Raw genomic sequence first — 25,927 nt, forward strand, 5'->3', positions numbered from 1 at the left:
GCTGCGGCTGTTGACGCCCAGCTGGGCAAAGATGGCGGCCACGTGCACACGCACCGTGTTCTCGCTCAGGCCCAGATTGCGGGCTATCACCTTGTTGGGCTTGCCGGTGCACAGCTGCAGCAGCACGTCCAACTGGCGCGCGGTGAGCGCTGGGGCCACCGGTGCGCGCAACGGGGGCGCGTTGCCACAATGGGCCGGAAAGCAGGGATCGCCAGCCAGGGCGCAGGTGATGGCGTCCAGGATGTCTTCCGCGCTGGCCGACTTGGGCAGAAAGCCGTCGGCCCCGCGCACGCGCGCCTCATGGATGGCATCGGGCGCCACGCTCGCGGACACGAGGACGATGCGCGCCCGTGGGCAGGCCTGCCGCAGCAGCCGCAGTCCGTCCAGTCCACTCATGCCGGGCATCTGGATGTCCAGCAGCACCAGGTCGGCCGCATCCAGCTTCAGCCCGCAGGCCTCGGCCACGGTGCCTGCCTCGTGGATCGTCTGCACTGCCGGGTGGTCCTGCACGATGAGGCGCAATCCCGTGCGAAAAAGGGCGTGGTCGTCAACAAGCAGCAGGCAGGCGGGCATGCTCCGAGTATTACCCACAACACCCAAATGGTGGCTAGTCCTTTTGTGCGATGGACGCACGGGCGCGCGCTTCCTAGACTTTGATCCGCTTTGCAAGTGCTTTTTGAGCTATCGCAACGCGCTTCTCGCCCTGTCTTGACCCTTCGCAATGAGGCTTTCCATGAGTGCCGTTCTCTCTTCTGCCGCCGGCTTTCCCGAATCCCGTCAACGCACGACCGAGCAGATTTCCGGCGCGCGCGAGGCGGGCGCCGGCCTTGGGGGCAACACGGTGGCGCATCTCGTACAGCAAAATTGTGCCTCCATGCCCACGCCTGCCGGCGTGGTAATCGAACACCTCGATGCCCAGGCGGGCCTGTGGCAGTTTTCGGTAGACGACGGGCTGACCTGGCGCGCCGTGCGCACGGACCTCATCAACCGCCCCGGCTGCATGGGCCTTGCACTCGACCGCGCGGCACGCCTGCGTGTGCTGCCCCTGGGCTCCAACCGCGACGGCGCGCGCGTGGTGTTCCACTGCGTGCAGCGCAGCCACGGCCCGGGCAATGGCAGCTACCGGGCCTATGCGCCCGATGAGCGCGAAGACGCATCGCACAGCATCGCTCTGGTGCTGAGTCTGGGCGCGATCAATGGTGTTCCCCCTGCCGTGAAGGTGCCGCGCCCGCGCAACAAACGCGCGCGGGCACAGGGCGCCGCTGCGGCCTTGGGTGGCGCATTGGCGATGGCCTGAAGGCCCTTGCATGGGCCCCGCGAAGGGCCCCGGAGTAACCAGCGGCGCGGGGTGCAAAAGCGTTTGCGGCGACAATGCCGGTCCTTTCGTTTTTTCTTCCCTGTTTTCGTTCGGTTTTTCCATGTCCAGTATCCAGGTTCGTCCCGCCACGCTTCGCGATGCCAAAGCCATTGCCCAGATCCACACTGTTGCCGCCCAAGAGGCCTACAAAGGGCTGGTGCCAGACGAGCAGTTGAAATCCATGTCGGTCGAAAAACGCCAGGCCTACTGGCGCGAGGCCATTGAATATTGCGAGCCTCAGGTGCAGGTGGCCATTGACGGCGAGAAGATCGTCGGTTTCGTGGGCTACGACCGCTCGCGCGATGAAAAATCCCGCCCCACCACCGGTGAGATCTGGGCCATCTACGCTGCCCCCACCCACTGGAACCAGGGCGTGGGCCTGGCCCTGTGGGACGCCGCGCGCGATGGCCTGCACGAAGAAGGCTGCACCAACGTCACCGCGTGGGTGCCGCTGCGCAACGAGCGCGCGCTGCGTTTCCACGAGCTTGCCGGCTTCAAGCGCGAGCTCTCCACCGCCAAGACCGCTGTCATCGGTGGTGTGAAGATCGAGGAAGTGCGCCTCAAGCGCCCCATCAACTAAGACCCCTTGCATGATCTCCTGGAGCGACTCGGGTCAGACCCACGAAGCCCGCTGGCGCTCTGAAAGCGGGGCTGCCGCGCCGCGCCGTGTGGTGGTGGCCGACGACACGCTGCCCGCCGACACGGCCTATCGGCTGGCCTGTGAAGGCACGGGCCTGCTCTGGCAGGGCGACTTCCAGAACGCCCGCATGCTGCTGCAGGCCCTCATGCGCCGTGCCGACCGCAAGCCCCGCAAGGTGGCGGCGCGGGCGGCAGAAAAAATCGCTGCGGCCACGCCCGCCGAGGCGTTTCATCTGCACCGCCAGGCACAGGCGCAGCGCGCCCGCGTGCTGTCGGCCCTGTTGATTCCACTCGAGGCCGACTACCGCATTGCACTGCGCCGCGCGCCCGATCTGCGCCAGGCCTGCGAGGAAGCATGGGGCCCGCCCCCGGGCGAGCGGATGGTGGCGTCGCTGCGCGAGTTGCTCGGCCTGGTGGGCGCGCATGAATGGCGCAAGAAGGGCGTTGAGGTGCCGGCGCTCGGGCCGCCCCCGAACAACCGCATCCATCCGCATTACGGCGTCTTTTCGCCGGTGCGCGGCGAGTATGTGGACCTTGTGGCCGCAGCACCCTTGCCTTCTGCCGCGCTGGCCTTCGACATTGGCACGGGCACCGGCGTGCTGGCGGCACTGCTGGTGCGTCGTGGCGTGCAGCACGTGGTGGCCACCGAGCAGGACCCGCGTGCCCTGGCCTGCGCCCGCGACAACCTGCAGCGCTTGGCGGTGCTGCCCCAGGTTGTACTGCAGCAGGCCGATCTGTTCCCCGTGGGTCGGGCGCCGCTGGTGGTCTGCAATCCGCCCTGGGTGCCCGCCCGCCCCAGCTCGCCCATCGAGCACGCGGTGTACGACGAGGGCAGCCGCATGCTGCGCGGCTTTCTATCGGGGCTTGCCGCGCACCTGGAGTCCGGGGGCGAGGGCTGGCTGATCTTGTCGGACCTGGCCGAACACCTGGGGTTGCGCTCGCGTGAGCAGCTCCTGGGCTGGGTTGCCGAAGCGGGCCTGCGGGTGCTGGGGCGTACGGACGTTCGTCCCCGCCATGCCAAGGCCAGCGATGCGGGTGACGCCCTGCATGCGGCCCGCGCGGCCGAAACCACTTCGCTCTGGCGCCTGGCCGCAGCCTGAGTCCGGGCCCCGGCAGGCCAGGAGCGCCCTGGCTGCGGACTGGTGCCGCCGCTTTTTCAGTTACCCCAGGCGGACGACAGCGCGTGCTCTGGCGGCTGCAACTGCTCCAGGCGCTCGCGTATGCCCTGGGCGCGCTCGGGACCGGCCCGCTGTGTTACTTCGGCCAGCAAGGCCTCGCCCACCTCCAGCATGCTCTGGCGGTCGCGTGCCGCGCGCAAGGCCGCATGGAATGAACGGGCCAGCGCAGGGTCGCGCCGCGCAAAAAGGCGCTCGCACAGGTCGAAAAGGTACATGCGCGTGCCGGCCAGCGAGCGCAGCGCCGCGGTCGGCTCGGGCGGTGTTTCCAGTGAAGCGGTCGAGGCCTCGGGCGCCGGGTCTGCAGCCTGCGCGGCCAGGTAGCCGTCGCGCAAGAGGCGGTCGACCATCTGGGCGCCCACGCCGTTGTACATGGTCTGCAAATCGGCCAGCGGCTTGCCGTCCGCCAGCAACAGCAGCGAACGCTCGCGCAGGCTCAGTGTGCGAACGCCGGGCGAGAGTTCGCGGCGGGCTTTATCGGTTCGTTGGAGCAGCATGGCGCACGGTCACGGAAGGGATTGCCCGCCATTGGAACCCGCCGCGATGACGCCGTGATGACCCCGGCGATGGAGCCGGGGCCTTCGGAGCGTTGCCCCTCGGCGCTGCCGCACAATGGCGGGTGGTGCCGGTGTCGCGCTTTGCCGTTTGTTTGCTATTGAATTGGCAGCTGTTGGCGCTTTGCTGATAAGCGCAATGGCCATTATTTGTTCCAATTTCTCAGTCCGTCGTCCGCCATGCTTGCGGGCGGCCCCGTGCGATGACCTTGTTGCTTGCCCCCATGGAGGGGCTTCTGGATTTTGTGCTGCGCGACGTGCTCACCCGGGTGGGCGGCGTGGACCGCTGTGTCTCCGAATTCATCCGCATCACGGGCACGTTGCTGCCTGACAAGGTCTTCCTGCGCTATGTGCCTGAGCTGCACCACGGTGGCCGCACGCTGGCGGGCGTGCCCGTGCGCGCGCAGTTGCTCGGCTCCGACCCGGTCTGCATGGCTGAGAACGCAGCCCGGCTGGCTGCGCTGGGACCTGAGGGCATCGATCTCAACTTCGGCTGCCCGGCCAAGGTGGTCAACCGCCATGGCGGCGGAGCCGCGTTGCTGCAAGAGCCGCAGCGCATTGCCGCGGTGGTGTCCGCCGTGCGCCGCGCAGTGCCGGCCCACCTGCCCGTGTCGGCCAAGATGCGCCTGGGCTTCAACGACGCGAGTCTGGCGCGCGAGTGCGCCCAGGCCATGGAGGCGGGCGGCGCCTGCGAGCTGGTGGTACATGCCCGCACCAAGGCGGACGGTTATCGGCCGCCCGCCTATTGGGAGCAGATACCGGCAATCCGTGCGGCCGTGCGCATTCCCGTCGTGGCCAACGGCGAGATTTGGACCGTGGCCGATGCGCTGCGTTGCCGTGAGGTGTCGGGCTGCGATGCACTCATGCTGGGCCGCGGCATGGTGGCCGACCCCGGCCTGGCCCATGCCATCCGTGCGGCGGATGCCGGTGTGCCTGGTCTGGGTGGGGTCGAGTGGCCGGCCCTGGTGCCGCAGCTGGCGGTGTTCTGGGATCTGGTGTGCCAGGACCTCGAGCCGCGCCAGCGTGCGGGCCGGCTCAAGCAGTGGCTCAACCTGCTGCGCCGCCGCTTTCCGCAGGCCGAGGCCGCCTACCAGCAGGTGCGCACCATGACCGACCAGCGGGCCATATCGGCCTGGGTGGCTGCGCTGCAGGCGTGAGGCCGATGCCGGTACGTGTTCTTCGGTGCGCCGGCGTGCGGAGTGCGTGAGGAGGATCGGGACAGCGCGGCATACACTTGGTGCCGGGGCGAAAGGGCACGGTGAGGCGCGTGACCTGTGCCTGTGCCAGTCTGGTCATGCCTTGGGCATGTTCAGAAAGCGATACCACTGGGGCGCCTGCTACAGCAGGTGATCGGGCGCCAAGGGCCCCAAGAGCTGCAGCAGCCACCGCAGCGGCGCGCTGGCGCCGGGCTCCGAGGTGGCGTCCTGCAGCTCGCTGCCTTCAGGCGCCCGCCAGACCAGGCCGCCATGGGCCTGTTGCTCGACATGCCATGCCGAGTCGCGCAGGGCCTGCTCGATGCGCCCGCCCGCCTGGCGAGACAGGTCGGCGCTGCGTATGAGCAGGGCGATCTCGGTGTTCTGCTTTTGCGAGCGCATATCGAGGTTCATCGAGCCCACGGCCAGCAGGCGCTGGTCCATGATCAGCAGCTTGGAATGGAGCATGGCGCGTGATGATCCGTTCGAGCCCGCGCCAGAGGCCCCGAAGGCGCTGCGCACGTTGGTGACTTCGCTGTGCATCTCGTACAGGTCCACACCCATCGCCAACAGCTCCCTGCGGTGGCGCGCGTAGCCCACATGCGCAATGGGCGCGTCGTTGGAGGCGAGCGAGTTGGTGAGCACGCGCACGCGCACGCCCTTGGCGCGTGCGGCGGCCAGTGCGGCCGTGATCTCGGGGCCGGGCACGAAGTAGGGCGAGACGATGAGCAGGTCCCGGCGGGCCCGCCCCATGAGTTGCAGCAAGCCGTCCACCACCGTGTCCTCCTTGTCGCTGGCGGTGGCGTTGGGTGCAGCCGCTGCTGCGGGGACCGTGCCAGATGCCGCGGCGCTTGCAGTGGCTTGCGCGGCGGATGCGAAGGCTTTGGCGCCGCGCCGTTGGGCCGCCACTGTGGCGCGTGGCGAGGGGGTGGGCGGCACGCCAGCGGTGCTCGCGGAATCACCCGGGGGGCCGTCGGCGGGAATCTTGGCGGGCTTGTCCACCAGCACCACGGCAGGTGCCCAGGTAAATTGCGCCGTGCCCAGGTCCATGGGCTTTTGGTCCCACACCTGGCTGCGCTGGGCCTCGCTGGCGTCCGTTGCCAGCGCTGTAGAAGCCGCCGCGCCGGGGGCAGAGGCGGCGGGCACTGGTGACGCTGCGACAGTGCTTGCCGCCGGGGCCGCATCACCGCCCGGTGACGAGGCGGCTGGGCGCAGCGACTCGAGTTCCTCTTTGGTGATGAGCGACTGGACCGGGTAGGCGCGCTCATTGTTCCAGTAGCTGTCGAAACTGCGCGAAAGTTCTTTCACGATGGGGCCGGCCGCCAGCACATCCAGGTCCACGAAATTGCCCGACTCGTCGTTGCCGAAATAGGCGTCACCCAGGTTGCGTCCGCCGGCCACGCCCATGGCGTTATCGGCGATGAAGAGCTTGTTGTGCATGCGCTGCTGCACGCGCGAGAAATCACCCAGTGCGCTGAACATGCGCCCCAGCGTCGAGCCGCGCGCCCCGGCCACCGGGTTGAACATGCGCATTTCGATGTTGGGCTCGAAGGCCAGGCGCATCACCTGGGCGTTTTTTCCGGCGCTGTGGTAGTCGTCCAGCAGCACGCGCACGCGCACGCCCCGCCGGGCTGCAGCCACCACGCCCAGCAGCAGGCGTTCGGCGCTGGCGTCGGCATGGATGGCGTAGTACTGCAGGTCGAGCGTCTTGTGCGCCGCTTCCACCAGTGCCAGTCGGCTGCTGTAGGCGGCCTGTGGCCCGGCCAGCAGCAGAAAGCCCGAGTCGAAGCGTGCCTTGGCTGCGGTGCGGCGTTCCACCACCAGCGTGGCCAGGGGAGTGCCGGTCGGCGATTCCAGTGCGGTGGAGACGGGCCGCTGTACGTCCTTGGGCAACTCTGCGCAGCCGCACAGCACGGGCACCAGAATCGCCAGCCACAAAAGCTGCCTGCCGCGGTGCAGCAACGGAGACAAAGAACCGGTGGCAAGGGTGAGCGGCATGGCGGACCTGGCAAAAGTGGGGCGGGGCTTTGCCGAAAGCGCTGTTGGATGCTTCTCCTTGCCCAGCCGCGCCCGCCATGGGCCACAGCGTAACGGGTGGGACCGTGCCGTGGTGTCGGACGGGGCCCCGGCGCCCGGTATGCCGGAGCGCCGTGGCTCGTGCGCAACGCAGCAGAATGCCCGATCGGTCGCGCTGGCCCGCCTGGTACTGCTTCCGCATTCGGTGGGCTTGTGTGATGTGTCATCGAAACGCGTTGCCCCCCAAGCGCAGTTCCGTTACCGCGCCTGCGGCGGGCGCGAGGGTAGGGATGCGGCGGAGGTCTTGTTGCGCGGGGCCACGGGCCCATTCCATGGCTCCATGGCATCCTGCCCCCGCCCGCACATGCGCGGCTACCTTTTAGTGGCGGTCCTCCGCTGGGAAGGCGGCAGCACCGCTGGCTCTGCCAGAGGCGCGGTTCACCAGCTCACTTCCCGATCGGGAGTGGCGCTGATTTTGTGGATGGAAAGATCTGCGCCATCGAATTCTTCTTCCTGCGACAGGCGCAGGCCCAGCGTGGCCTTGAGCACGCCATACACCATTGTCCCTCCGGCAAATGCCCAGAGCACGCCCATGCCCGTGCCTATCAGCTGCGCCCCCAGGCTCACGCCGCCCAGTCCGCCCAGCGCCTTGCTGCCAAAAATGCCTGCGGCGATACCGCCCCAGGTGCCACACAGCCCGTGCAGGGGCCACACGCCCAGCACGTCGTCGATCTTCCAGCGGTTCTGCGTGAGTGTGAACATCGCCACGAAGATGGTGCCTGCCACGGCGCCCACCACCAGTGCGCCCAGCGGGTGCATCAGATCGGAGCCAGCGCACACGGCGACCAGGCCCGCCAGCGGCCCGTTGTGCACGAAGCCAGGGTCGTTCTTGCCCATCACCAGGGCGGCCAGCGTGCCGCCCACCATAGCCATCAGCGAGTTGACCGCCACCAGGCCCGAGAGCTTGTCCACGGTCTGCGCACTCATCACATTGAAGCCAAACCAGCCTACCACCAGTACCCATGCGCCCAGCGCCAGGAACGGGATGTTCGAAGGCGGGTGGGCCGAGATGGCCCCGTCCTTGCGGTAGCGGTTCGAGCGCGAGCCCAGCAGCAGCACGGCCGGCAGCGCAATCCAGCCGCCCACGGCATGCACCACCACGGAGCCCGCAAAATCATGGAAGGATGCGCCGGTGAGCGCTTCTATCCCGGCTTGGATGCCAAAGTGCCCGTTCCAGGCAATGCCCTCGAAGAATGGATAGACAAACCCGACGATGGCAGCCGTTGCCAGCAGTTGAGGCCAAAATTTGGCACGTTCGGCGATACCGCCCGACACAATGGCCGGAATCGCCGCCGCGAAGGTGAGCAGGAAGAAAAACTTCACCAGCTCATAGCCGTTCTGCTGGGCCAGCGTCTCGGCGCCCACGAAGAAATGGGTGCCGTAGGCCACGCCGTAGCCAACCGCGAAGTACACCACCGTGGAAACCGAGAAATCCACCAGGATCTTGACCAGTGCGTTCACCTGGTTCTTCTTGCGGACGGTGCCCAGTTCCAGAAAAGCAAAACCGGCGTGCATGGCCAGGACCATGATGGCGCCCAGCAGAATGAACAAAGCATCGCTGCCCTGTTTGAGTGCATTCATAACTTCCTCGTGCTCTGTGTTGATCTTTCCTGGTGCGGTTGCAGGGGTTGCGCCAGAATTGCACCAAAAACAAGCAAAAATCAGGCCAGAAATTCGATCTTGGTGCATCAACTGGCCGCACCGAAATGGCGCGCCCCTCGGCAGGGGTTGGCAGTGGTCTCTGCAGTGCCATTGGCGGCGTAACGACGCGTACCGGGTGTGTGGTGCGATGACTGTCTTCATGTCACAGCGGCGGGAGTGCTTGGCCCTGCTGAGGGAGGCCGGACGGCAAGGTGAGAGTCCTCGCCCGTTACCCCAATCGCGCCGCCCCCGCTGCCGGGCCTGGATAAGTGAAAAGATCAACGGAACATTTCTACGTGAGGGGCCCGGAGGGGGGACAGGTGTTTGCCGTTCAAGGCAACGAACGGCTCGTCAGTAGATCGGTAGTTTTGCTATGGCAGTTGGCTTGGGGACCATGCTGTGGGCGGATACGGGCGTATCAACCTCTGGGTTGGTCAAGGCTCCGGACGAGGGAGCAGCCCACTGCCCGAGCGCGTTTGCTGGGTCGAGGTGACTTGTGGCGGGTGCCTGAAAGTCAGTGGGGGCTGGTCAGCGGCAGCGCGGCCACCGTCGCGGTAGGGGTAGCCACCGCAGCGCAATGAAAGCCAGGGGCATCGGAAGCCTGCGGAGCGCTCACACGCTTGTATGGTTTTGGCGCCTGATCAAATCCATCCGAAAGATGCTTATAGCGTTTGTCGAGTGGGCGCTTCTAGCTATCGTATGAATAGCGCTCTGAGGCTGCGCCGTGAGGACCAGCACCCGTCAATCTTGGAGCCTCAGTCCAACGCCTGCACCTGCTCTGCCAGCGCGTCGATGCCGGCTGCAGTCAGATCGTCGCTGGCCAGGCTGCGGCGTGCGGCCCATTGGTGCAGGTGGGTGCTTTGCGAGCGCGCGTACAGCGGGTCGTAGTGCAGCGCCATGAGTTCAGTGAACAGTGGCCGCAGCGCGCCCTCTTGCGCCCACTCCTGCCAGCGCGTGATGACCTGCTTGCCATGCAGTTCCTTGAGCACGCCCAGCTGTCGGGCGAGCAGGGCGGGGTCGTCGCCCAGGTTGGCGTAGTCGCGCAGCAGGTAATCGAGCCGCGCCGGAGCCGTGGCGGCAATTTCGATGCAGGGGCTGGCCCGCAGCCGCTGCACCAGGGGTTGGGGCACGGCCAGGCGGCCAATCTTGCTGCTTTCGGCTTCAACGTAGATGGTGCGGTGGATGTCCAGGGGCTCGAGCGTGTGCAGCAGGGCTGTCTCGAAGGCGGTTTGCGAGGGCTGCTCTACACCTGGCCATGCCCCTAGCACGGATCCCCGATGGCGTGCGCACGCTTCCAGGTCAAGCACCTGCTCGCCGCGTGCCGCCAGGGCCTGCAGCACCCGGGTCTTGGCGCTGCCGGTGGGGCCGCACAGCACGCGCAGCGGCAGTTGCGGCGCCAGTTGGGCCAGCCGGTCCATCACATGGCGGCGCCAGGATTTGTAGCCGCCCGCCAGTTGCTGTGCATCCCAACCCACCAGGCGCAGCCAGGTCACCATCGAGCCGCTGCGCATGCCGCCACGCCAGCAGTACACAAGAGGTTTCCAGCGGGCAGGTCGGTCGGCAAATTGCTCCCGCAAGTGCCGCGCCAGATTGGCGGCCACCATGGCGCCGCCCACGCGCCGTGCTTCGAAGGCGCCCTGCTGCTTGTAGATGGTGCCGACGATGCGCCGTTCTTCGTCATCGAGCACCGGGCAGTTGATGGCACCGGGGATGTGGTCCAGCGCGTATTCGGCGGGCGAACGGGCATCGATCAGGGTGTCGAAGGCGTGGCGGTCCGCCACGCGCACGGGGCCGCGGTGGCTCATGGCTTCAGACCCATGTGCTGCGGGGCGCGGCGGCCGGCTGGCACAATCGCCTGCACCATGACTGTTGATTCAAAACCCATTCGTCTTACCCAGTTCTCGCATGGCGGCGGTTGCGGTTGCAAGATAGCGCCGGGCCTGCTGCAGGAGATTTTGGCACGTGCACCCCAGGGCATCGTGCCGCCCGAGCTGCTGGTGGGCACCGAAACCAGCGACGACGCAGCGGTGTATCGGCTCAATGACCGCCAGGCGCTCGTGGCCACCACCGATTTTTTTCACCCCCATCGTGGACGATCCCTACGATTTCGGGCGCATTGCGGCGACCAATGCGCTGTCGGATATCTACGCCATGGGCGGAACGCCCATCATGGCGCTGGCCTTGGTGGGCATGCCCATTGCCCAGTTGCCGCCTGAAGTCATCGGCCGGGTGCTGGAAGGGGGGGGCGCTGTGTGCCGCGAGGCCGGAATCCCGATTGCCGGAGGCCACTCGATTGACGTGCTGGAGCCCATCTACGGCTTGGTGGGCCTGGGCCTGGTGCATCCGCAGCGTGTGCGCCGCAACTCTGATGCCCAGGCGGGCGACGTGCTGGTGCTGGGCAAGCCGCTGGGCGTGGGCATTCTGTCGGCGGCGCTCAAGAAGGGCATCCTGGATGGTGCCGGCTATGCCGACATGGTGCGTTACACCACGCAGCTGAACCGCGTCGGCATTGCGCTGGGCGCTCTAGAGGGCGTCCATGCCATGACCGATGTCACGGGCTTTGGTCTGGCCGGCCATCTGCTGGAGGTGTGCCGGGGCTCCGGACTCTCGGCCTGGGTGGAACTGGATCGTGTGCCGCTCATCGAGGCCGCGGTGCGGTTCGCATCCGAAGGCGTGGTGACGGGGGCGTCTGCGCGCAACTGGGCGGCTTATGGCGCGCATGTGGCTTGGCCGGATGGCGCGCCCGAATGGCGGCGCCACCTGGTAACCGATCCACAGACCAGCGGAGGCCTGCTTGTGAGTTGCAGCCCCGATGCGCTGGCGCAGGTGCTGGCCACGTTCCATCAGAACGGTTTTGCTGCAGCTGCATCCATTGGCGCAATGCAGTCCACGGCACCCGGACAGGGCAGCCAGGTGGTTTTCCATTGAGCCCGGATCTGCGCCGGCAAGGGCCCTTCAGCGGGTTTGCGCTGGCGCCGGCGCGTCCATCATCCGCGCCACGTAACGGGCGATGAGGTCGACCTCGAGGTTGACCCGCGAGCCCACCCTCAGTTCGCCCAGCGCCGTGTTTTGCACGGTGTGCGGAATCAGGTTGATGCTGGCTTCACAGCCATCGGGCCGGTCGCTGATGCGGTTGACGGTGAGGCTCACCCCGTTGACGGTGATAGAGCCCTTGTAGGCCAGGTAACGGCCGAGGTCGCGTGGCGCCAGTACCCGCAATTCCCAGCTTTCCCCGACTTGCGCGAAGTGGGTGACGTCGCCCAGACCGTCCACATGGCCGGACACCATGTGCCCGCCCAGCCGGTCGTTGGCACGCAGAGCTTTCTCCAGATTGACCACGCCTGGCTTGTCGAGACCCGCAGTCTTGTCGAGCGACTCTGCGGAAACATCGACGGTGAACTGCTGTGACGAGGGGGACAACGTGGTGACCGTCATGCAGGCACCGTTGAGCGCAATGCTGTCGCCCAGCGCGACGTCGTCCAAGTAGTTGTCGGGGGTTTCGATGGTGAGGCGCTTGCCGTGCACGGCCGAATCGCCCAGTGGAAGCACGGTGGCGATGCGCCCCATGCCAGTGATGATTCCTGTGAACATTGGAAGATTGTGGCAGGTTTGAGGGGGTGGGCGAAGGCTGGGTGCAGGGAGGATCGGCAGCGCGAACGGTGGTAGCGTATCGGCGGGTGGGCTGTTGCGGCAGCACTTGCCTTCCGCTGCTGGCCCCTGGGCGGCCTGCGGCCGAAATGGTCCTGTTTTCGCGGGCCAGCAGCGCGGGCATGCCGCGCGATTCGCCATCCGGTCGCGCACCGCGCTAGAACGTTGCGCGCCCCTTTATCTGCGCCAGGATGCGTATGTCGGCCCCCACACGTTCCACCGAGGTGAAATCCATGGCAACTCCCTGTGCCAGGTTGTCGAAGGGGCCAATGTTGGCGATGGACAGGCCAGGGCCCAGCAGGGTAGGGGCCAGGTACACCAGCATCTCGTCCACCAGCCCCTCTCGCAGAAGCGAGCCCGTGAGCTTGTGGCCGGCTTCCACATGCAACTCATTCATCCCGCGCTGCGCCAGATCGCGCAGCATCGCAGGCAAATCCACTTTGCCGTGCGGGCCGGGCAGGTGGATGACGGTGGCGCCGCGCGCCTGGAGCGCGGCCTCCTTTACGTCATTTTGTACGGCAGTGTAAATGTAGCAAGCGCGTTCAGCTATGAAAAGATGAGCGTCCGGCGGCGTTTGCAACTGGCTGTCCACCACCACGACATGCGGCTGGCGCGGCGTTTGCAATGCGCGCACATCCAGGCGCGGGTTATCGTCGAGCACGGTGCCGATACCGGTCAGCACGGCGCAGGCGCGCGCGCGCCAGGCATGGCCATCAGCGCGCGCGGCGGGCGAGGTGATCCATTGGCTGGCCCCGTTGGACAGCGCAGTTGCACCATCCAGCGAAGCCGCGGTCTTGGCGCGCACCCACGGCACGCCGCGCACCATTCGGCTGAAGAACCCGATGTTCAATTCGCGAGATTCACAGGCGCCTGGGCCCACTTCCACCGCGACGCCCGCAGCCCGCAAACGCGCAAAGCCCTGACCGGCGACGAGCGGATTGGGGTCTTCTATCGAGGCAACCACCCGCCCGATGCCCGCTGAGATCAGTGCATCTGAGCAGGGGCCTGTGCGGCCCTGGTGGGCGCATGGTTCGAGGGTGACGTAGGCGGTGGCGCCACGCACGTCGCGCCCCCCTGTCGCTGCGTCGCGCAGTGCCATGACCTCGGCGTGGGGGCCGCCCGCCTGCTGGGTGAATCCTTTGCCCAAAATAGTGCCGTCGGAGTCAACCAACACGCAGCCTACTCGGGGATTGGGATTGGAAATAAAAAGCGCTCGGGCGGCTTGCCTGAGCGCTTCACGGGTCAACTCGTCGGAGATAAGCATTGCCTGAATGCTACTGCAGGGAACCTCCCTGCTTACCCTCACTTACTCCAGCACTCGGTCACCAAAGCGCCCGTCGTAGCGGACGCGGCTCCTCGAACGCCGCTATGCGTCAAAGTGTAATTGCCGCATTTGTCGCCCACTTGTCCGCCTGCTGGAGTGGCGGTCAAAGTGAAAGCTGCCCCCGCTGTTGCGCTGGCTGGGGGGGATGCCACTGCAACTGAATACCTACCAGAAGGCACGGTTGTAAGCGTGTTGGGAAACGAAGCGGTTAAAGGGTAGGTGCCGGTGGCTGTTGCCGCCCGCTCCAGCCATTGAGCGGCCTGCAGCAATGCGGCTCTTGCTTCCGCACGGTGACCACGACGGATGTACTCGGTGTAGCTGGGATAGGCAATGGCACTAAGTATGCCCACGATGGCCACTACGATCATGACTTCAATAAGGGTGAAACCACGTTGGGCATTCTGCGGATGTCGAATCATGGCGCTTTTCTCACTTCAGTTGGCGCCAGCTGGGGCGCATGGATTGCTCGGGCATGCGGTTCAGGGTGTCACGTGCGCCGCCACCTCCCGTGAGGTCTTGAATGCGGTCGCGTTTTGTGATCAGGACCGGTGTACCGGTCTTCACGGGCGCCCGAGCCACCTTCTGGTCGTCAGCGTTGAAGATGCCGTTGTTGTCGTAGTCCACAAGTTGAACCTTGGGGATCTTGCCGTCCATGATGTTGACCAACGTGCGGAACTGGCTGCCCGCGCTGGTGTCGACCTTCACTGGCACGCAACTCTCGTTGATGTTGTCACTCTCGCTGTTCTTGGTGCCCGAGGGTGATTCGCTATAGACCGCAAGAATATTGCTGCCATCAAAGAACTGCATGGGTTTGAGCAACCGCTCGCCGGCGAAGGTCAAGTCCAGGTACCAGCCCTTGTAATCCTTCCAGGTTTCTGTCTTGAGTTCCTGTGTGGCGTTCACAGTGGCGAAATCGCCGGACACTGTCGTGATGGTTTGCTTGGCCAGGGGGGCGCCATTGGTAGCCATAGTGCCCACGGGCGCGGGGGCCGGCACGCAGGTGGCGGGTGCTGTGGTGCAGTCGCCCGCGCCTGGGTGAACCTCCAAAGAGGACTTATCAGTCTTCATGCGATAGCGCGTATTGTCCAGTACCGAGTACAGCGTTTGCACTGGCTGCGTGATGTCGGTGCGGCGATCGTTGGCAGTGAGGTTGCGGCCCGTGCCAAAAGCAACCATCATGCCGCCGACTGGTACGGTCTTGGCACTGGTGCCCGTGCCCACGGTCATGCTGCGGTCGTTGGGGCGAACGATGGGCGGGGCTGTGATGGGCTGCACCTTGTCGCGCGTGGTAGCGGTCGCTGTGGCGAGGCCGCGCGCGGTGAACAGAGGCTTGTTATTGCCAAAGGCTACCTTCCAATCGCTCTCCGTGGTGCTGGTGAGGTCGAACTTCCAGAGGTTGCCCAGGTTGTCACCCGCATAGACTACATCGGTCTTGCCATCGCCATCGAGGTCCACCAGTGCGGGCGATGCCAAGCCGTTGTCATTGGCGTTGCCGCTGCCCGTGACATCGGTGGTGGCTTGAATGCGGATGAGCTTTTTGTCGGTGCCATCAAGGTACTGCATCAGCAGCACTGGGCGCTGATTGGTGCTGTTGTAGCCATTGCCCATCACCACGGCCCAGCGGCCATTGTTCAGGCGAGTGATCTGCGTGGCCTCTTGCTTGTTGGCGGGGTTGCGCCCTGGCTGAGCGGTGATGTTGCCGATATCTTTGATTTCTTCCACGAGCGCGTTGCAGGCGGTTTGATCCGCGCCAGAGAGCGCGCTGCAATTGGGCAAGGCCTCGGTGTTGCTGCGTGTGCGGTCCAGCACCACCAACTCGGATGCACTGGCGGTGCCAAAGCCGGCGGGGTTGGTCACGTTCAGCAGGAAGTAGCCCTTGCCGCCGGCACCCAGCGTACCTACCAGCAGGGTCTTCCAGTTGCTGCCGTCCTTGATGTCGCCGGTCATGGGTGAACCATCAACGTAATAGCGGTGCTGGTAATCCTTGTCGGTCAGATCTTTCAGCCCGCCGACCACGCCACGCGGCACATAGGCGATCAGTTCCTTGCCGTCGGTCGCCGAGAATCCGTGCAGCATGCCGTCGTTGCCGCCCACGTACAGAATGGGCGTGCGGTTTTTCTGGGCCGTTACAAAGCTTGAATAGCCCATCCCATAGTTGCTGGATGGACGCCCGGTGTACCAGATTTCAGAGTTGACCACGTCGCCCTGACGGCTGTAGCGAACGCGCAGCGGCTTGTCGGCCGTGGTGCCTTCCAGCCTGCGGTCGCCCCGAATGTAGTTGACGATGTTGATGCCCTGGGTTTTCAGGGGGTCTAGCGCGGTATCGCCCAAAGTAACACCGAGCAGCGCCCACTTTTGCGCAGTGCTGTAGCCGATGGCTGTGCTGGTAGACCATTTGAAGGGGATGCCTTGGCTTGTGTCATCGCTCCAGCTCAGAACCAGCCGGGTGTCGACTGAACCATCCGCAGGCCAAGCTTCATCCAGCCGGTCTGCCGTGGACTTGCCCTCCCATCCGGCAATCGTGTCAGGAAAGCGGATGCACTTGAGATTGGGGTCCGCTGCGGTGGGGCAGGCAAATTCTTCGGGCTCCACAGCCCGCGTGGCGGTAATCGAGCCACTCCAGCCTCTTTTTGGACTGTAGACCGACGCAAAAATGCCAGCGTTGCTTTGCGAGACGTTGTAGCCGCTGGTGCTGCCGCCCCCGGCGATTTCGTCGGGTAGAGGGGCGCTTTCTTCGTTGATCTTACCGATGATTTCGGTGAAGGCCTCGGACAGCTGTTGGGCCTCCGACACCGCATAAAACCTGCCGCGACCGTTAATGGCGGCATGCCACAAATCGAGTGCACGCTTATCCTCGGCATCCATGTCCGGCCAGGTTTGGAAGCCAGTTATCAGATCGATGAAGCTATTGTCATAGCCAAAAGGAACCGTTTGTGATGGCCCAAGGATGTCGCTGGCGCCGGGCCAGGTTATGGCGTCATCGCTGAAACCAATCGTGTAGGTGACCATATGCGGCCACGTTGCAGGATTATATTTTGGGTTCCAGTATTTTTGCAGATCAACAGATTTTGTTCCAAAAACGTCCTGTTGAGTCCATTGAGTACAATTTGCATCGGTTTTTGGTTTATTTTTGATCCATTTTAAGCATGGCTGCGCATCAACTGTGCCTGTTTTTCTTGTTGCTGAGAAACTTTCTGTGATTGGTGCTTCTTCATAAATTTTAGAGGGTTTTAGCTTGTCCGAATCTTTCAAGCTCGTTGCTGGTTGTAAAGGGCTCATCCAGCTTTTGAATGCCCAGTCAGAAATCGTATCGGCATAGTTGTCGTAATAAATTTTGGTCTGGTTGGATGTAGTGCTGTACGCCTGCCGATTACCCAGTGCCGGCCAGTCCGTGCCATCCTGGGTGCCGCCGGATACCGCGCCATTCCAGCGGCCATCAGTCATCAGGATGTGGTAATTACGGCGGCACCCCAGATATTCGGTGGCTTTGCTGCCGGTTCCACCGGGGTCGGTGGCCCATGGGCTACTGCTGTTGAGGGCGCGCCGCATGTAGGCATCTGCTTGGCTGGGAAGCCGATGCAATGGGGTGCCACTACCTGGTGCCAAACCATTGACGAAAGCAAGGAAATTGTCGCGGTGTACTTTGTTGGTGCCTACGACCGCGTCAATGGGGCGCATGGAGTTGATGGCCATACCGGCCGCGTTGACATTTTTTTGGGTGCCATTGTTCATGGATTGCCAAGCAATCCGCAGTTTGTTCTCTGGGATGAGATTCCTGTCATTGAAAACGGTCGTCAGAGCATATTTGAGAACATTGATGCGCTTGGCATCGCTGTACCATGTTCTGTCATCTTTGGGGACGGTATAACCTTTTCCCTCCTTTGAAGAGCCGTCCCAAGTGGTTTTCACGCCCCAATTCATACTCCCCGAGTCATCAATCGAAATGATCACGTTCGGCGCTACAAAAGCCGATTTGGATGTGGGCAATGGCGGTTCTTGCACCATATCTAGTGCCCAGGCGGGAGTCAGCGCGGCGCCAATGGCTATGGCCAACAGATTCTTCTGGAAGGGGAGGCTTTTGTTGCGGGGCATGGCATGCTCCTTCAAGGGTTGATTCAAAAATACGTAAAACGGTTTGAAATGCGCTTGCGTCAATCGCTGGCAGCTATCGAATTCATAGTTGTCTAGCGCTGGATTTCAATCTTTTGCCCGTTGGCGGGCATAGGTTTCTTGCAGCACGACGGTGGTGCCTGGCTTGCGCCCGATGGCCAAGGCCGTGATCCGGAAGACAACGTACACATCGAGGTTCAGCGGTAATTGGCTGGTGTTGGAGTCCACTATCACGTTGGCACTTTTGGCTGTGTCGCTGTAGCGCATGATTTCGATCCAGTACCGTCCGGCCGAAGGGTCGGCCAGGATGGGGTTGGCGGGCGCTGCGGTGCTGCCCAGTTGTGCGCCGGTAAACTGGCCGTAGCGCGCGCCTACGGTCATGAGATCGGATAGCGGCACTTCTCCCAGGGTGGTGTCAGCGGCGGGTTTGATGGAAGTTTCTGCCGTGGCGTAGTTCCAGAAGTCCTGTCGCCCCACGCGCCGCGCGCACAGACCATCTTTGCAGCGCTTGCTCTCGGCTTCCAGCGTGGTGATGAGGGGATTGATTTCGTTGGTGTCACCCGGAAACTGCAGCGCACCGCCGGTGTACGCGCGGCATGGAGACGCGGCGCATGGGGTGCCATCGGCCATTTCGCCGCGGATGTCGAGTTCGGCGTCTTGCAGCAGCGCCTGGGCCGCCTCGAAGGCGCGTTGGTAGTCCGCGTCGTTGCCCACCACCATCTCGTTGAACAGGGAGGTGCGCGACGCCCACAGCGCCAGCAGCATCGAGAGCATGACGAAGACGATGACGACGAACAGTGCCACGCCTCGCTGCCGCGCGCCAACGGCAGGCAGGGGTTGTCCGTGGCCCTCGTTGGTGTAGGGGCGGAGGACAGCGGGATGCGAAGGGTTTGGCATGGTGTCAGGCTTGCGGTGTTTGGTGGGGGCGCGCATCAAAGCAGCCCCTGGCTGCGCAACTGGAAGGTGCTGCGGAACAGCAGGTGCATGCGGTTCTTGCGCATGCCGGTGAGGGTGGTCATGTCTACACTGGTGCCATCGCAGTCGCTGTAGCTGCTGCCTGCGGGCATGTCGATGGGCTCGCTGCCATAGAGCACTAGGCAGACCTGCGCGCCTTGCACGCGGCGCCATTCAGGATCGACTGAAGCGGTGGGCATAGCGCTTCCTTTTTTGTACTGCACCTGGGTCCCGGTAGCGTCCGTTGTCTGCACCATATAGGTGACCTGAAACTGGGCTACGTTTTGTGCGACCGGCTGCGGGTTGACGACGTCATTGCCCTGGCATCGAAGAACATCGCCGGAAAAAGTGAAGATGCTCTCCACGCGTTGATCGGTACTGCCATCGCCAGGAGCGCCAACGCAGTTGCGTGCCAAAAAATCGGTGCCGATGCTGGTACTTGTGGCGTTGTCTGCAAAGAAAACATTGTCTTGGTAGCGCCTGAATCCGATGGTCACAGAATCGCCGGTGCCCACGAACGTGTCCTGCTGATCGAAGCTATTTCCGCCGCTGAGCGCGTTGGCCTTGATTTCAAATGCCACAGGGCTCAGCACGTCGGTGCTGGCGACTCCAGCCGGGTCAGGGTTTAGATACAGCGATCCGGTTTGGCGCAGTTGCTGGCCGATCACCCGAAGAATGTAAGCGCCCTGTTGTTGTATGCCGCTGGCATCACTGACGGTGCCTGAGACGCCACGCGAAACCATCAGCGCGCCCATGGCTACTGCAACGACCAGCAGGCCGATGAACAGACCGACCATCAGTTCAATCAGCGTTACACCGCGTTGACGGAAAGGCTTTTGAGGTGTTTTCATGTCGTAGAGCTCGCCGGATTAGCGCCAAATGCTATGGTTTTGACCATGGGTAGCCTTCATCAAGAGCAGTAAAGGATCTTTGTCCCGCTGCCGTTGTCGTAGGGTGCGCAGCGGGCAGCGACGGGGATGTACTGCAAATGGCAGGTCTTGTCGGCTGGGCAGGCATTGGTGCTGTCGGTACCCGCAGTAAAGACACCGTCGGCGCCGCGGAACTTGCTTGCGTCGATATCGTCGGTTTTGGTGCCATCACGCTCGTTTTCCCGCCAGGCGATGATCACGCCCAGCTGGCGGCGGTTGGCGTCAGCGGTTTCACCTGGAGCGAGAAAGACGCTCGCTTGCCCCCCTGGAAGGGTTTGCTCCACCGTTGTTTTCCATTGCTTCAGGTCGTACTTGGCCTGTTGTGCCGGGGTGCAGGTAGCGGTGCCGCAGTCCGTGACGGTCAGGTCGCTCCCCTTTTGAGAGTAGCCAGACGCGTAGTCGCCGATGCCAAGAAGTGCGTTAGGACTAACCTTCATCCGCTCACTCAAATCCTCGATCAGGTGAATGGCCTGCGCGCGGCGCACGGTGGTTTGTGTGTCTGTCAGGGTGCGCATTTGCACGCCCAGGATGCCCAGGATGCCTAGGGCGGCGATGACGATGGCCACAAGTGATTCGATCAGTGTGATGCCGCGTTGGTGTTTTTTCGATGTTGTGGTCATGGTCGTCATTCGGCGCATGGAATGGCTTCTTGTGGGATCACGCGGATACGGCCACCGGAGCTCATGCAGACGCCGCGCGCGCCTGCATGAGAAGGGCTCTTGTTCAAGGGCACGAGGGTGAAGCCCGGCCAGGCGCCATCAACGAGGCCCCACCGGTTGAGCTTGATGCTGACGCCCCCGCCGGTACGGTTGACATGCACCTTGCCGCTGGAGTCAACGCGCTGTAGCACGGGCTCCGTGGCATTGCAGGCGCCGTTGCTGTTGACGTCATGGCAGACGATCCAGCCGCAATCCCAGTCGCGAGTTCCAATGGCGCTGGAGCAGCCGTTGGTGTTATTAGGAATTTTTTGTATTGCCACCTGTCCGCCGCGCTTGATGGCTTCTGAGCGTGCGTACTGCAGGGTGGATTGGAGTTGCTCTGCTGATTCGCGCACGCGCCAGTTTTCAATCAGAGGTGTGAAGCTGGGCGCGGCCAAGGTGGCAAGGATGGCGACGATAGACACCGTCACCATTAGCTCGATGACGGTGAAGCCCGTCACCAAGTGCCGAGTTCGTTCAGATGAGTTGTGATGGGTAAGCATTGCCGTGAAACCCTGGCGGTTTAGGGGCAGGCCGCGCCTCGCTTCATTTGCGCGATTCGCCCGCCCCCCGCAATGCACAGCCGGATAGCGCTGTTATCGGTTGTGCTTTTACCGTATGGATAAAGCAGAATGTCCATAGCGGCGGGCGTGCCTCCACTGGTTTCAGAAAGCATGCCCCAACGGTCTACATAGAGCTTCTCCTTATTGCTGCTCTGGGCCATGGTGATATTTGTGGGAGCTGTGCTGACCTGCAAGTCGGCCGTGGTGTCTCCCTGGGTGTGGGTTACCTTCCAGCCTTGGCTCCATCCTCCGGTGGCGTCAATCGTGACACCACCGCTACGCTTGATCGCTTCGGATCGGGCGTAGTAGAGGGTGGATGTAAGGTCTTCGGCAGCGCTGCGCACTCGCCAGCGCTCGATAAGTGGGGTGAAGTTGGGGCCTGCCAGCGCTGCAAGCACGGCAATGATAGCGATAGCCATCATGACTTCGAGGAGCGTAAAGCCGCGTGCTTGACGACGAGCGGTGGTTCGTAGCCAAGCGTGCGTGGAGCAGCGATCAGACAAGAAAAATAGCATGTAACCCATGGTATTGGGTAGATGCTTGATGGCACAGTATGTGCTGACAGATGGCGCGCGCGTCCCGACCAGTGGTTGACTGGCGTTGGTTTGTTCGTCGATTCAGCGCCGGGTATAACCCAGGCATGCCCCCGCATTGGGCTGCCCCTTGCATTCTCGGTACAGGCGCCGGTCACGCTCGGCGGTGCTCTCTTCCGAGGAGCTGCGCTGGTGTTTTACCTTGACTGAGCCTTTCTTCTTAATGAACTCGCTGCTGACTTTTTCGGCGGCTTTCCTCTGGGGCGCGGCTGGCGCACTCACGGCGAAGGTCATCAGGCTCAGCGCTACTAGGACGCAACGGATGGCGGTGCCTGCGGCGGAAATGCATGAGCAGTGCAGTGTTTTGTGGCGATAGATGATGTTCAAGAGTTGCTCCAATGCTGTTGGGTGGGTGGCGTGGTATGCCGCCAGCATCTCGTACGATGCGGTGTTGTCATTTTCCATATCTATGTCGCCATGCGCCAAACCGTTCTGAACCTTGAAGAGTCCCGTATCCGTGAAGTTGCCAATGCCGGGATGGGGCGCAACGACGTGTTGGCCTTCTGGTTTGGCGAAAGCGATGAGGGTACGCCGGAGGTGGTGCGGCAGGCGGCCATCGATTCGTTGCAGCGGGGCGAGACCTTTTATGCCCACAACCTCGGGCTGGCCGAGTTGCGCGAGGAGGTCGCTGCGTATACCAGTCGGCTGCACCGACCGGTGGGGTCTGAGCGCATCGCGATCACCTCGGGTGGCGTCAATGCACTGATGCTGGCGGTGCAGGCGTTGGTGGATGCGGGCGACGAGGTGGTCGCGGTGACGCCCGTGTGGCCCAATCTCACGGCCCAGCCTGTGATCATGGGTGCGAGGCTGCGTTGCGTGTCGCTGCGCCCGCAGGCGGGCGGGGAATGGACGTTGGATTTGGGCGAACTGCTGGGCGCCATCACGCCTGCGACGCGACTGCTGGTGGTGAATGCTCCCAATAATCCAACGGGATGGACGCTGACGCCGCACGAGCAGCGTGCCATCTTGGAGCATTGCCGTTCCACCGGCACCTGGATCCTGGCTGACGAGGTGTACGAGCGGCTGTATTACGAGCCCTCTGCCAGCGGCTGTGCTCCCAGTTTTCTCGACCAGGCAGAACCTGAGGACCGGCTGGTGGTGGCGCACAGTTTCTCCAAGAGTTTTCTGATGACGGGCTGGAGGCTTGGCTGGCTGGTAATGCCCGCTTCTTTGACGCACCACATGGGCAAGCTGGTGGAGTTCAATACTTCGTGCGCCAGTGTGTTCACCCAGCGCGCCGGTATAGCCGCTTTGCAGCATGCGGACGAGATCACGCCGCGCGTGGTGGCGCATCTGCGGCAGTGCCGCGACACGCTGGTGCCGCTGCTCCAGGCGTTGCCCGGAGTGGAAGTTGCCAGCGCCCGGGGTGGCATGTATGCCTTCTTCCGTTTGCCAGGGCACGGCGATTCTCTTGCCACTGCCAAGCGGTTGGTGGCCGAGGCTGGGCTGGGCCTGGCGCCGGGCAACGCCTTTGGCGACGAGGCGCAGGGCTGGCTGCGCTGGTGCTTTGCCTCCAAAGACCCGCAGCGGTTGGTGCAGGGGGTGGGGCGCCTCAAAAACTGGCTCGGGTTATAATCCGCAGGTTTTGCATGGTGCAAGACGCACGCCCGTGGCCGTTCCAGCCGCTGGCGCAAGTAAAAACCATGGCCCGCAGCTGTGTTGCAGGCCTCTATCAAGGAAAAACCAATGATCGCATCTTCCATCAAGGCCGAAGTCGTCAAGGCCAATGCCCGCGCCGCCAACGACACTGGCAGTCCAGAAGTCCAGGTGGCCCTGCTGACGGCCCGCATCAACGAACTGACCCCTCACTTCAAGACGCACGCCAAGGACCACCACGGTCGCCGCGGCCTGCTGCGCATGGTGAGCCGTCGTCGCAAGCTGTTGGACTACCTGAAGGCCAAAGACGCCGACCGCTACACCGCGCTGATTGCCAAGCTGGGCCTGCGCAAGTAATCTGATTCGCATGTCGAAACGCCTGGGTTAGTCCGCTAGCTCAGGCGTTTTTTACTTCGGAGTCGCAAAACAGAGCGAAGCTGTGTCATTCCAATGGCCTTGCGCACCACCCGGTGGCAGGCAGGTTCACTGGAATGGCATCGTGTTCTGAATTGCTCTCTGGTCCAATCTGGCAAAGCATTGCCGGCTATCAAAAAAGGAGCTGTACATGAGCATTTTCAACAAGATCACCAAGTCTTTCCAATGGGGCGACAAGACCGTCATCATGGAAACGGGCGAAATCGCCCGCCAGGCCGGCGGCGCCGTGCTGGTGAACATCGATGACACCGTGGTGCTGGCGACCGTGGTGGCCTCCAAGACGGCCAAGGCCGGCCAGGATTTCTTTCCGCTGACGGTGGACTACATCGAGAAGACCTACGCCGCGGGCAAGATCCCCGGCAGCTTCTTCAAGCGTGAAGCCAAGCCCAGCGAGCATGAAACGCTGACCAGCCGCTTGATCGACCGCCCGATCCGCCCGCTGTTTCCTGAGGGTTTCTTCAACGACGTGCACGTGGTCATCCACACGGTGTCGCTGAACCCCGAAGTCGATGCCGACATCGCCGCCATGATCGCCACCAGCGCCGCACTGGCCATCTCGGGCATCCCGTTCAACGGCCCCATCGGTGCCGCACGCGTGGGCTACATCAACGGCGAATACGTGCTCAACCCTGGCCAGACCGCGCGCAAGAATTCGCAGATGGACCTGGTGGTGGCAGGCACTGAAGCAGCCGTGCTGATGGTGGAATCCGAGGCGCAGCAGCTGTCCGAAGAAATCATGCTGGGCGCCGTGGTGTTCGGCCACCAGCAAGGCAACGTGGCCATCAACGCCATCCATGAACTGGTGCGCGAGGCTGGCAAGCCCGTGTGGGACTGGAAGGCGCCCGCCAAGGATGAGTCGCTCATCGCCAAGGTAACGGCCCTGGCCGAAGACAAGCTGCGCGCTGCCTACCAGATCCGCAACAAGCAGGCCCGAACGCATGCATGCCGCGAGGCCTATGCAGTGGTCATGGCCGACCTGAAGGAAGCCGGCGTCGAGTTCGACAGCGTCAAGGTCGAAGGCATGCTGTTCGACATCGAGGCGCGCATCGTTCGCAGCCAGATCCTGGCCGGCGAGCCCCGCATCGACGGCCGCGACACGCGCACCGTTCGCCCCATCGAGATCCGCAGCAGCGTGCTGCCCCGTGCCCACGGCTCGTCGCTGTTCACGCGGGGTGAGACCCAGGCGCTGGTGGTGACCACGCTGGGCACCGAACGCGACGCCCAGCGCATCGATGCGCTGGCCGGCGAGTACGAAGACCGCTTCATGTTGCACTACAACATGCCTCCCTTCGCCACGGGCGAAGTGGGCCGCATGGGCAGCACCAAGCGTCGCGAAATCGGCCACGGCCGCCTGGCCAAGCGTGCACTGGCTGCCGTGCTGCCCACCAAGGAAGAGTTCCCCTACACCATGCGTGTGGTGTCGGAAATCACCGAATCCAACGGCTCCTCGTCGATGGCATCGGTGTGCGGCGGCTGCCTGTCGCTGATGGACGCCGGGGTGCCCATGAAGGCGCACGTGGCGGGCATCGCCATGGGCCTGATCAAGGAAGACAACCGTTTTGCCGTGCTGACCGACATCCTGGGCGATGAGGACCACCTGGGCGACATGGACTTCAAGGTGGCCGGCACCACGGCAGGCATCACGGCTCTGCAGATGGACATCAAGATCCAGGGCATCACCAAGGAAATCATGCAGGTCGCCCTGGCCCAGGCCAAGGAAGCACGCATCCATATCCTGGGCAAGATGCAGGACGCCATGGGTGAGGCCAAGGCCGAGGTGAGCAGCTTCGCGCCCAAGCTCTACACCATGAAGATCAATCCCGAAAAGATTCGTGACGTGATCGGCAAGGGCGGCGCCGTGATCCGCGCTCTGACCGAAGAGACCGGCTGCCAGATCAACATCGAGGAAGACGGCACCATCACCATTGCCGCCACCGACGCCGCCAAGGCCGACGAAGCCAAGCGCCGCATCGAGCAGATCACGGCCGAAGTGGAAATCGGCAAGGTCTATGAGGGCCCGGTCACCAAGATCCTGGACTTTGGCGCCCTCATCAACCTGCTGCCCGGCAAGGATGGCCTGCTGCACATCAGCCAGATCGCCCACGAGCGCGTCGAGAAGGTGTCTGACTACCTGACCGAAGGTCAGATCGTCAAGGTCAAGGTCATGGAGACCGACGAGAAGGGCCGCGTCAAGCTGTCCATGAAGGCCCTGGCGGAACGCCCGGCCGGGGGCAGCGATCGCCCGGCTCCCGCCGAACGCGGTGACCGTGGTGGCGAGCGCCGCGAAGGCGGCCGCGATCGCCAGTCCCACGATCAGCAGCAACAACAGCAGTCGGTGCCGGCTGACGGCGCTGCAGACCAGATGAATGGCTGATGGCCGCATCTGCTATTGATATGAGGGCTACTGGCGCTTGTCCTTCAAGCGCTGGTGCTCAAAATCAT

General features: G+C 63.6%; 22 protein-coding genes and 1 pseudogene. 8 read left to right on the plus strand and 15 right to left on the minus strand.

The features are described from left to right. A partial coding sequence (locus tag ACDELDRAFT_RS02635; RefSeq protein WP_005793209.1) for a response regulator occupies positions 1-573 on the minus strand: 573 nt, incomplete at its 3' end. 160 nt (positions 574-733) lie between these two features. On the opposite strand from ACDELDRAFT_RS02635, the gene ACDELDRAFT_RS02640 reads away from it, so the two are divergent. The 3 genes from ACDELDRAFT_RS02640 to ACDELDRAFT_RS02650 all read left to right on the plus strand — a co-directional run bounded on the left by ACDELDRAFT_RS02640 (position 734) and on the right by ACDELDRAFT_RS02650 (position 3,096). Beyond that, entirely contained in the window at positions 734-1,297 is a 564-nt protein-coding gene (locus ACDELDRAFT_RS02640) for a hypothetical protein (RefSeq protein ID WP_005793210.1), read from the plus strand. 121 nt (positions 1,298-1,418) lie between these two features. Then, on the plus strand, positions 1,419-1,937 hold the full coding sequence (locus ACDELDRAFT_RS02645; RefSeq protein ID WP_040327861.1) for a GNAT family N-acetyltransferase: 519 nt from the start codon (positions 1,419-1,421) through the stop codon (positions 1,935-1,937). A 10-nt stretch (positions 1,938-1,947) separates the two neighbouring features. Further along, the gene (locus ACDELDRAFT_RS02650; protein WP_005793212.1) at positions 1,948-3,096 is read left to right on the plus strand and encodes a methyltransferase; all 1,149 of its coding nucleotides are present in this window, start codon (positions 1,948-1,950) and stop codon (positions 3,094-3,096) included. A 56-nt stretch (positions 3,097-3,152) separates the two neighbouring features. On the opposite strand, the gene ACDELDRAFT_RS02655 is transcribed toward ACDELDRAFT_RS02650, so the two are convergent. Further along, positions 3,153-3,668 (minus strand): hypothetical protein, encoded by a 516-nt coding sequence (locus ACDELDRAFT_RS02655; protein WP_005793213.1) that lies wholly within the window; start codon positions 3,666-3,668, stop codon positions 3,153-3,155. 260 nt (positions 3,669-3,928) lie between these two features. On the opposite strand from ACDELDRAFT_RS02655, the gene ACDELDRAFT_RS02660 reads away from it, so the two are divergent. Then, positions 3,929-4,882 (plus strand): tRNA dihydrouridine synthase, encoded by a 954-nt coding sequence (locus ACDELDRAFT_RS02660; RefSeq protein WP_005793214.1) that lies wholly within the window; start codon positions 3,929-3,931, stop codon positions 4,880-4,882. 180 nt (positions 4,883-5,062) lie between these two features. Here the strand turns inward: ACDELDRAFT_RS02660 and ACDELDRAFT_RS02665 are convergent, their stop codons facing one another. The 3 genes from ACDELDRAFT_RS02665 to mnmH form a co-directional block, all read right to left on the minus strand. Next, positions 5,063-6,916 (minus strand): phospholipase D family protein, encoded by a 1,854-nt coding sequence (locus tag ACDELDRAFT_RS02665; RefSeq protein ID WP_005793215.1) that lies wholly within the window; start codon positions 6,914-6,916, stop codon positions 5,063-5,065. A 456-nt stretch (positions 6,917-7,372) separates the two neighbouring features. Beyond that, complete coding sequence (locus ACDELDRAFT_RS02670) at positions 7,373-8,575, minus strand: ammonium transporter (RefSeq protein ID WP_005793216.1); 1,203 nt, start codon at positions 8,573-8,575, stop codon at positions 7,373-7,375. Between the two features lie 815 nt (positions 8,576-9,390). Next, entirely contained in the window at positions 9,391-10,440 is a 1,050-nt protein-coding gene (gene mnmH, locus ACDELDRAFT_RS02675) for a tRNA 2-selenouridine(34) synthase MnmH (protein ID WP_005793217.1), read from the minus strand. Between the two features lie 57 nt (positions 10,441-10,497). Here mnmH and selD point away from each other — a divergent pair. Beyond that, positions 10,498-11,563: pseudogene (selD, locus tag ACDELDRAFT_RS02680) on the plus strand (selenide, water dikinase SelD). Between the two features lie 27 nt (positions 11,564-11,590). Here selD and ACDELDRAFT_RS02685 read toward each other — a convergent pair. From ACDELDRAFT_RS02685 to ACDELDRAFT_RS02730, 10 genes are all read right to left on the minus strand, one after another. Next, positions 11,591-12,226, minus strand: a complete 636-nt coding sequence (locus ACDELDRAFT_RS02685; RefSeq protein WP_005793219.1) for a riboflavin synthase — start codon at positions 12,224-12,226, stop codon at positions 11,591-11,593. A gap of 214 nt (positions 12,227-12,440) precedes the next feature. Then, positions 12,441-13,547, minus strand: a complete 1,107-nt coding sequence (ribD, locus tag ACDELDRAFT_RS02690) for a bifunctional diaminohydroxyphosphoribosylaminopyrimidine deaminase/5-amino-6-(5-phosphoribosylamino)uracil reductase RibD (RefSeq protein ID WP_005793220.1) — start codon at positions 13,545-13,547, stop codon at positions 12,441-12,443. Positions 13,548-13,585: 38 nt separating this feature from the next. Further along, positions 13,586-14,026 carry a type IV pilin protein gene (locus ACDELDRAFT_RS23860; RefSeq protein ID WP_040327863.1) on the minus strand — a complete coding sequence of 147 codons (441 nt, stop codon included), beginning with the start codon at positions 14,024-14,026 and terminating at the stop codon, positions 13,586-13,588. 10 nt (positions 14,027-14,036) lie between these two features. Next, entirely contained in the window at positions 14,037-17,699 is a 3,663-nt protein-coding gene (locus ACDELDRAFT_RS02700) for a pilus assembly protein (RefSeq protein WP_005793221.1), read from the minus strand. Between the two features lie 105 nt (positions 17,700-17,804). Next, entirely contained in the window at positions 17,805-18,491 is a 687-nt protein-coding gene (locus ACDELDRAFT_RS02705; protein WP_232504702.1) for a pilus assembly PilX family protein, read from the minus strand. Between the two features lie 158 nt (positions 18,492-18,649). After that, positions 18,650-19,522 (minus strand): PilW family protein, encoded by an 873-nt coding sequence (locus ACDELDRAFT_RS02710; RefSeq protein WP_005793223.1) that lies wholly within the window; start codon positions 19,520-19,522, stop codon positions 18,650-18,652. 59 nt (positions 19,523-19,581) lie between these two features. After that, positions 19,582-20,229 carry a type IV pilus modification protein PilV gene (gene pilV / locus ACDELDRAFT_RS02715; protein WP_005793224.1) on the minus strand — a complete coding sequence of 216 codons (648 nt, stop codon included), beginning with the start codon at positions 20,227-20,229 and terminating at the stop codon, positions 19,582-19,584. Continuing rightward, positions 20,226-20,801 carry a GspH/FimT family pseudopilin gene (locus ACDELDRAFT_RS02720; RefSeq protein WP_005793225.1) on the minus strand — a complete coding sequence of 192 codons (576 nt, stop codon included), beginning with the start codon at positions 20,799-20,801 and terminating at the stop codon, positions 20,226-20,228. The genes pilV and ACDELDRAFT_RS02720 overlap by 4 nt, the downstream gene beginning before the upstream one ends. Positions 20,802-20,821: 20 nt before the next feature. Next, positions 20,822-21,385, minus strand: a complete 564-nt coding sequence (locus ACDELDRAFT_RS02725; protein WP_232504701.1) for a GspH/FimT family pseudopilin — start codon at positions 21,383-21,385, stop codon at positions 20,822-20,824. A gap of 93 nt (positions 21,386-21,478) precedes the next feature. Further along, positions 21,479-21,688 carry a hypothetical protein gene (locus ACDELDRAFT_RS02730; RefSeq protein WP_232504703.1) on the minus strand — a complete coding sequence of 70 codons (210 nt, stop codon included), beginning with the start codon at positions 21,686-21,688 and terminating at the stop codon, positions 21,479-21,481. Positions 21,689-21,871: 183 nt separating this feature from the next. Between ACDELDRAFT_RS02730 and ACDELDRAFT_RS02735 the strand changes: the two genes are divergently transcribed. The 3 genes from ACDELDRAFT_RS02735 to pnp all read left to right on the plus strand — a co-directional run bounded on the left by ACDELDRAFT_RS02735 (position 21,872) and on the right by pnp (position 25,859). After that, positions 21,872-23,029, plus strand: a complete 1,158-nt coding sequence (locus ACDELDRAFT_RS02735) for a pyridoxal phosphate-dependent aminotransferase (RefSeq protein ID WP_005793228.1) — start codon at positions 21,872-21,874, stop codon at positions 23,027-23,029. A gap of 111 nt (positions 23,030-23,140) precedes the next feature. Continuing rightward, the gene (gene rpsO / locus ACDELDRAFT_RS02740) at positions 23,141-23,407 is read left to right on the plus strand and encodes a 30S ribosomal protein S15 (RefSeq protein ID WP_005793232.1); all 267 of its coding nucleotides are present in this window, start codon (positions 23,141-23,143) and stop codon (positions 23,405-23,407) included. 208 nt (positions 23,408-23,615) lie between these two features. Next, complete coding sequence (gene pnp, locus ACDELDRAFT_RS02745; protein WP_005793234.1) at positions 23,616-25,859, plus strand: polyribonucleotide nucleotidyltransferase; 2,244 nt, start codon at positions 23,616-23,618, stop codon at positions 25,857-25,859. The last annotated feature ends 68 nt before the right edge of the window (positions 25,860-25,927 follow it).

The sequence above is a fragment of the Acidovorax delafieldii 2AN genome (genome assembly GCF_000175235.1).
Taxonomy (GTDB): domain Bacteria; phylum Pseudomonadota; class Gammaproteobacteria; order Burkholderiales; family Burkholderiaceae_C; genus Acidovorax; species Acidovorax delafieldii_B.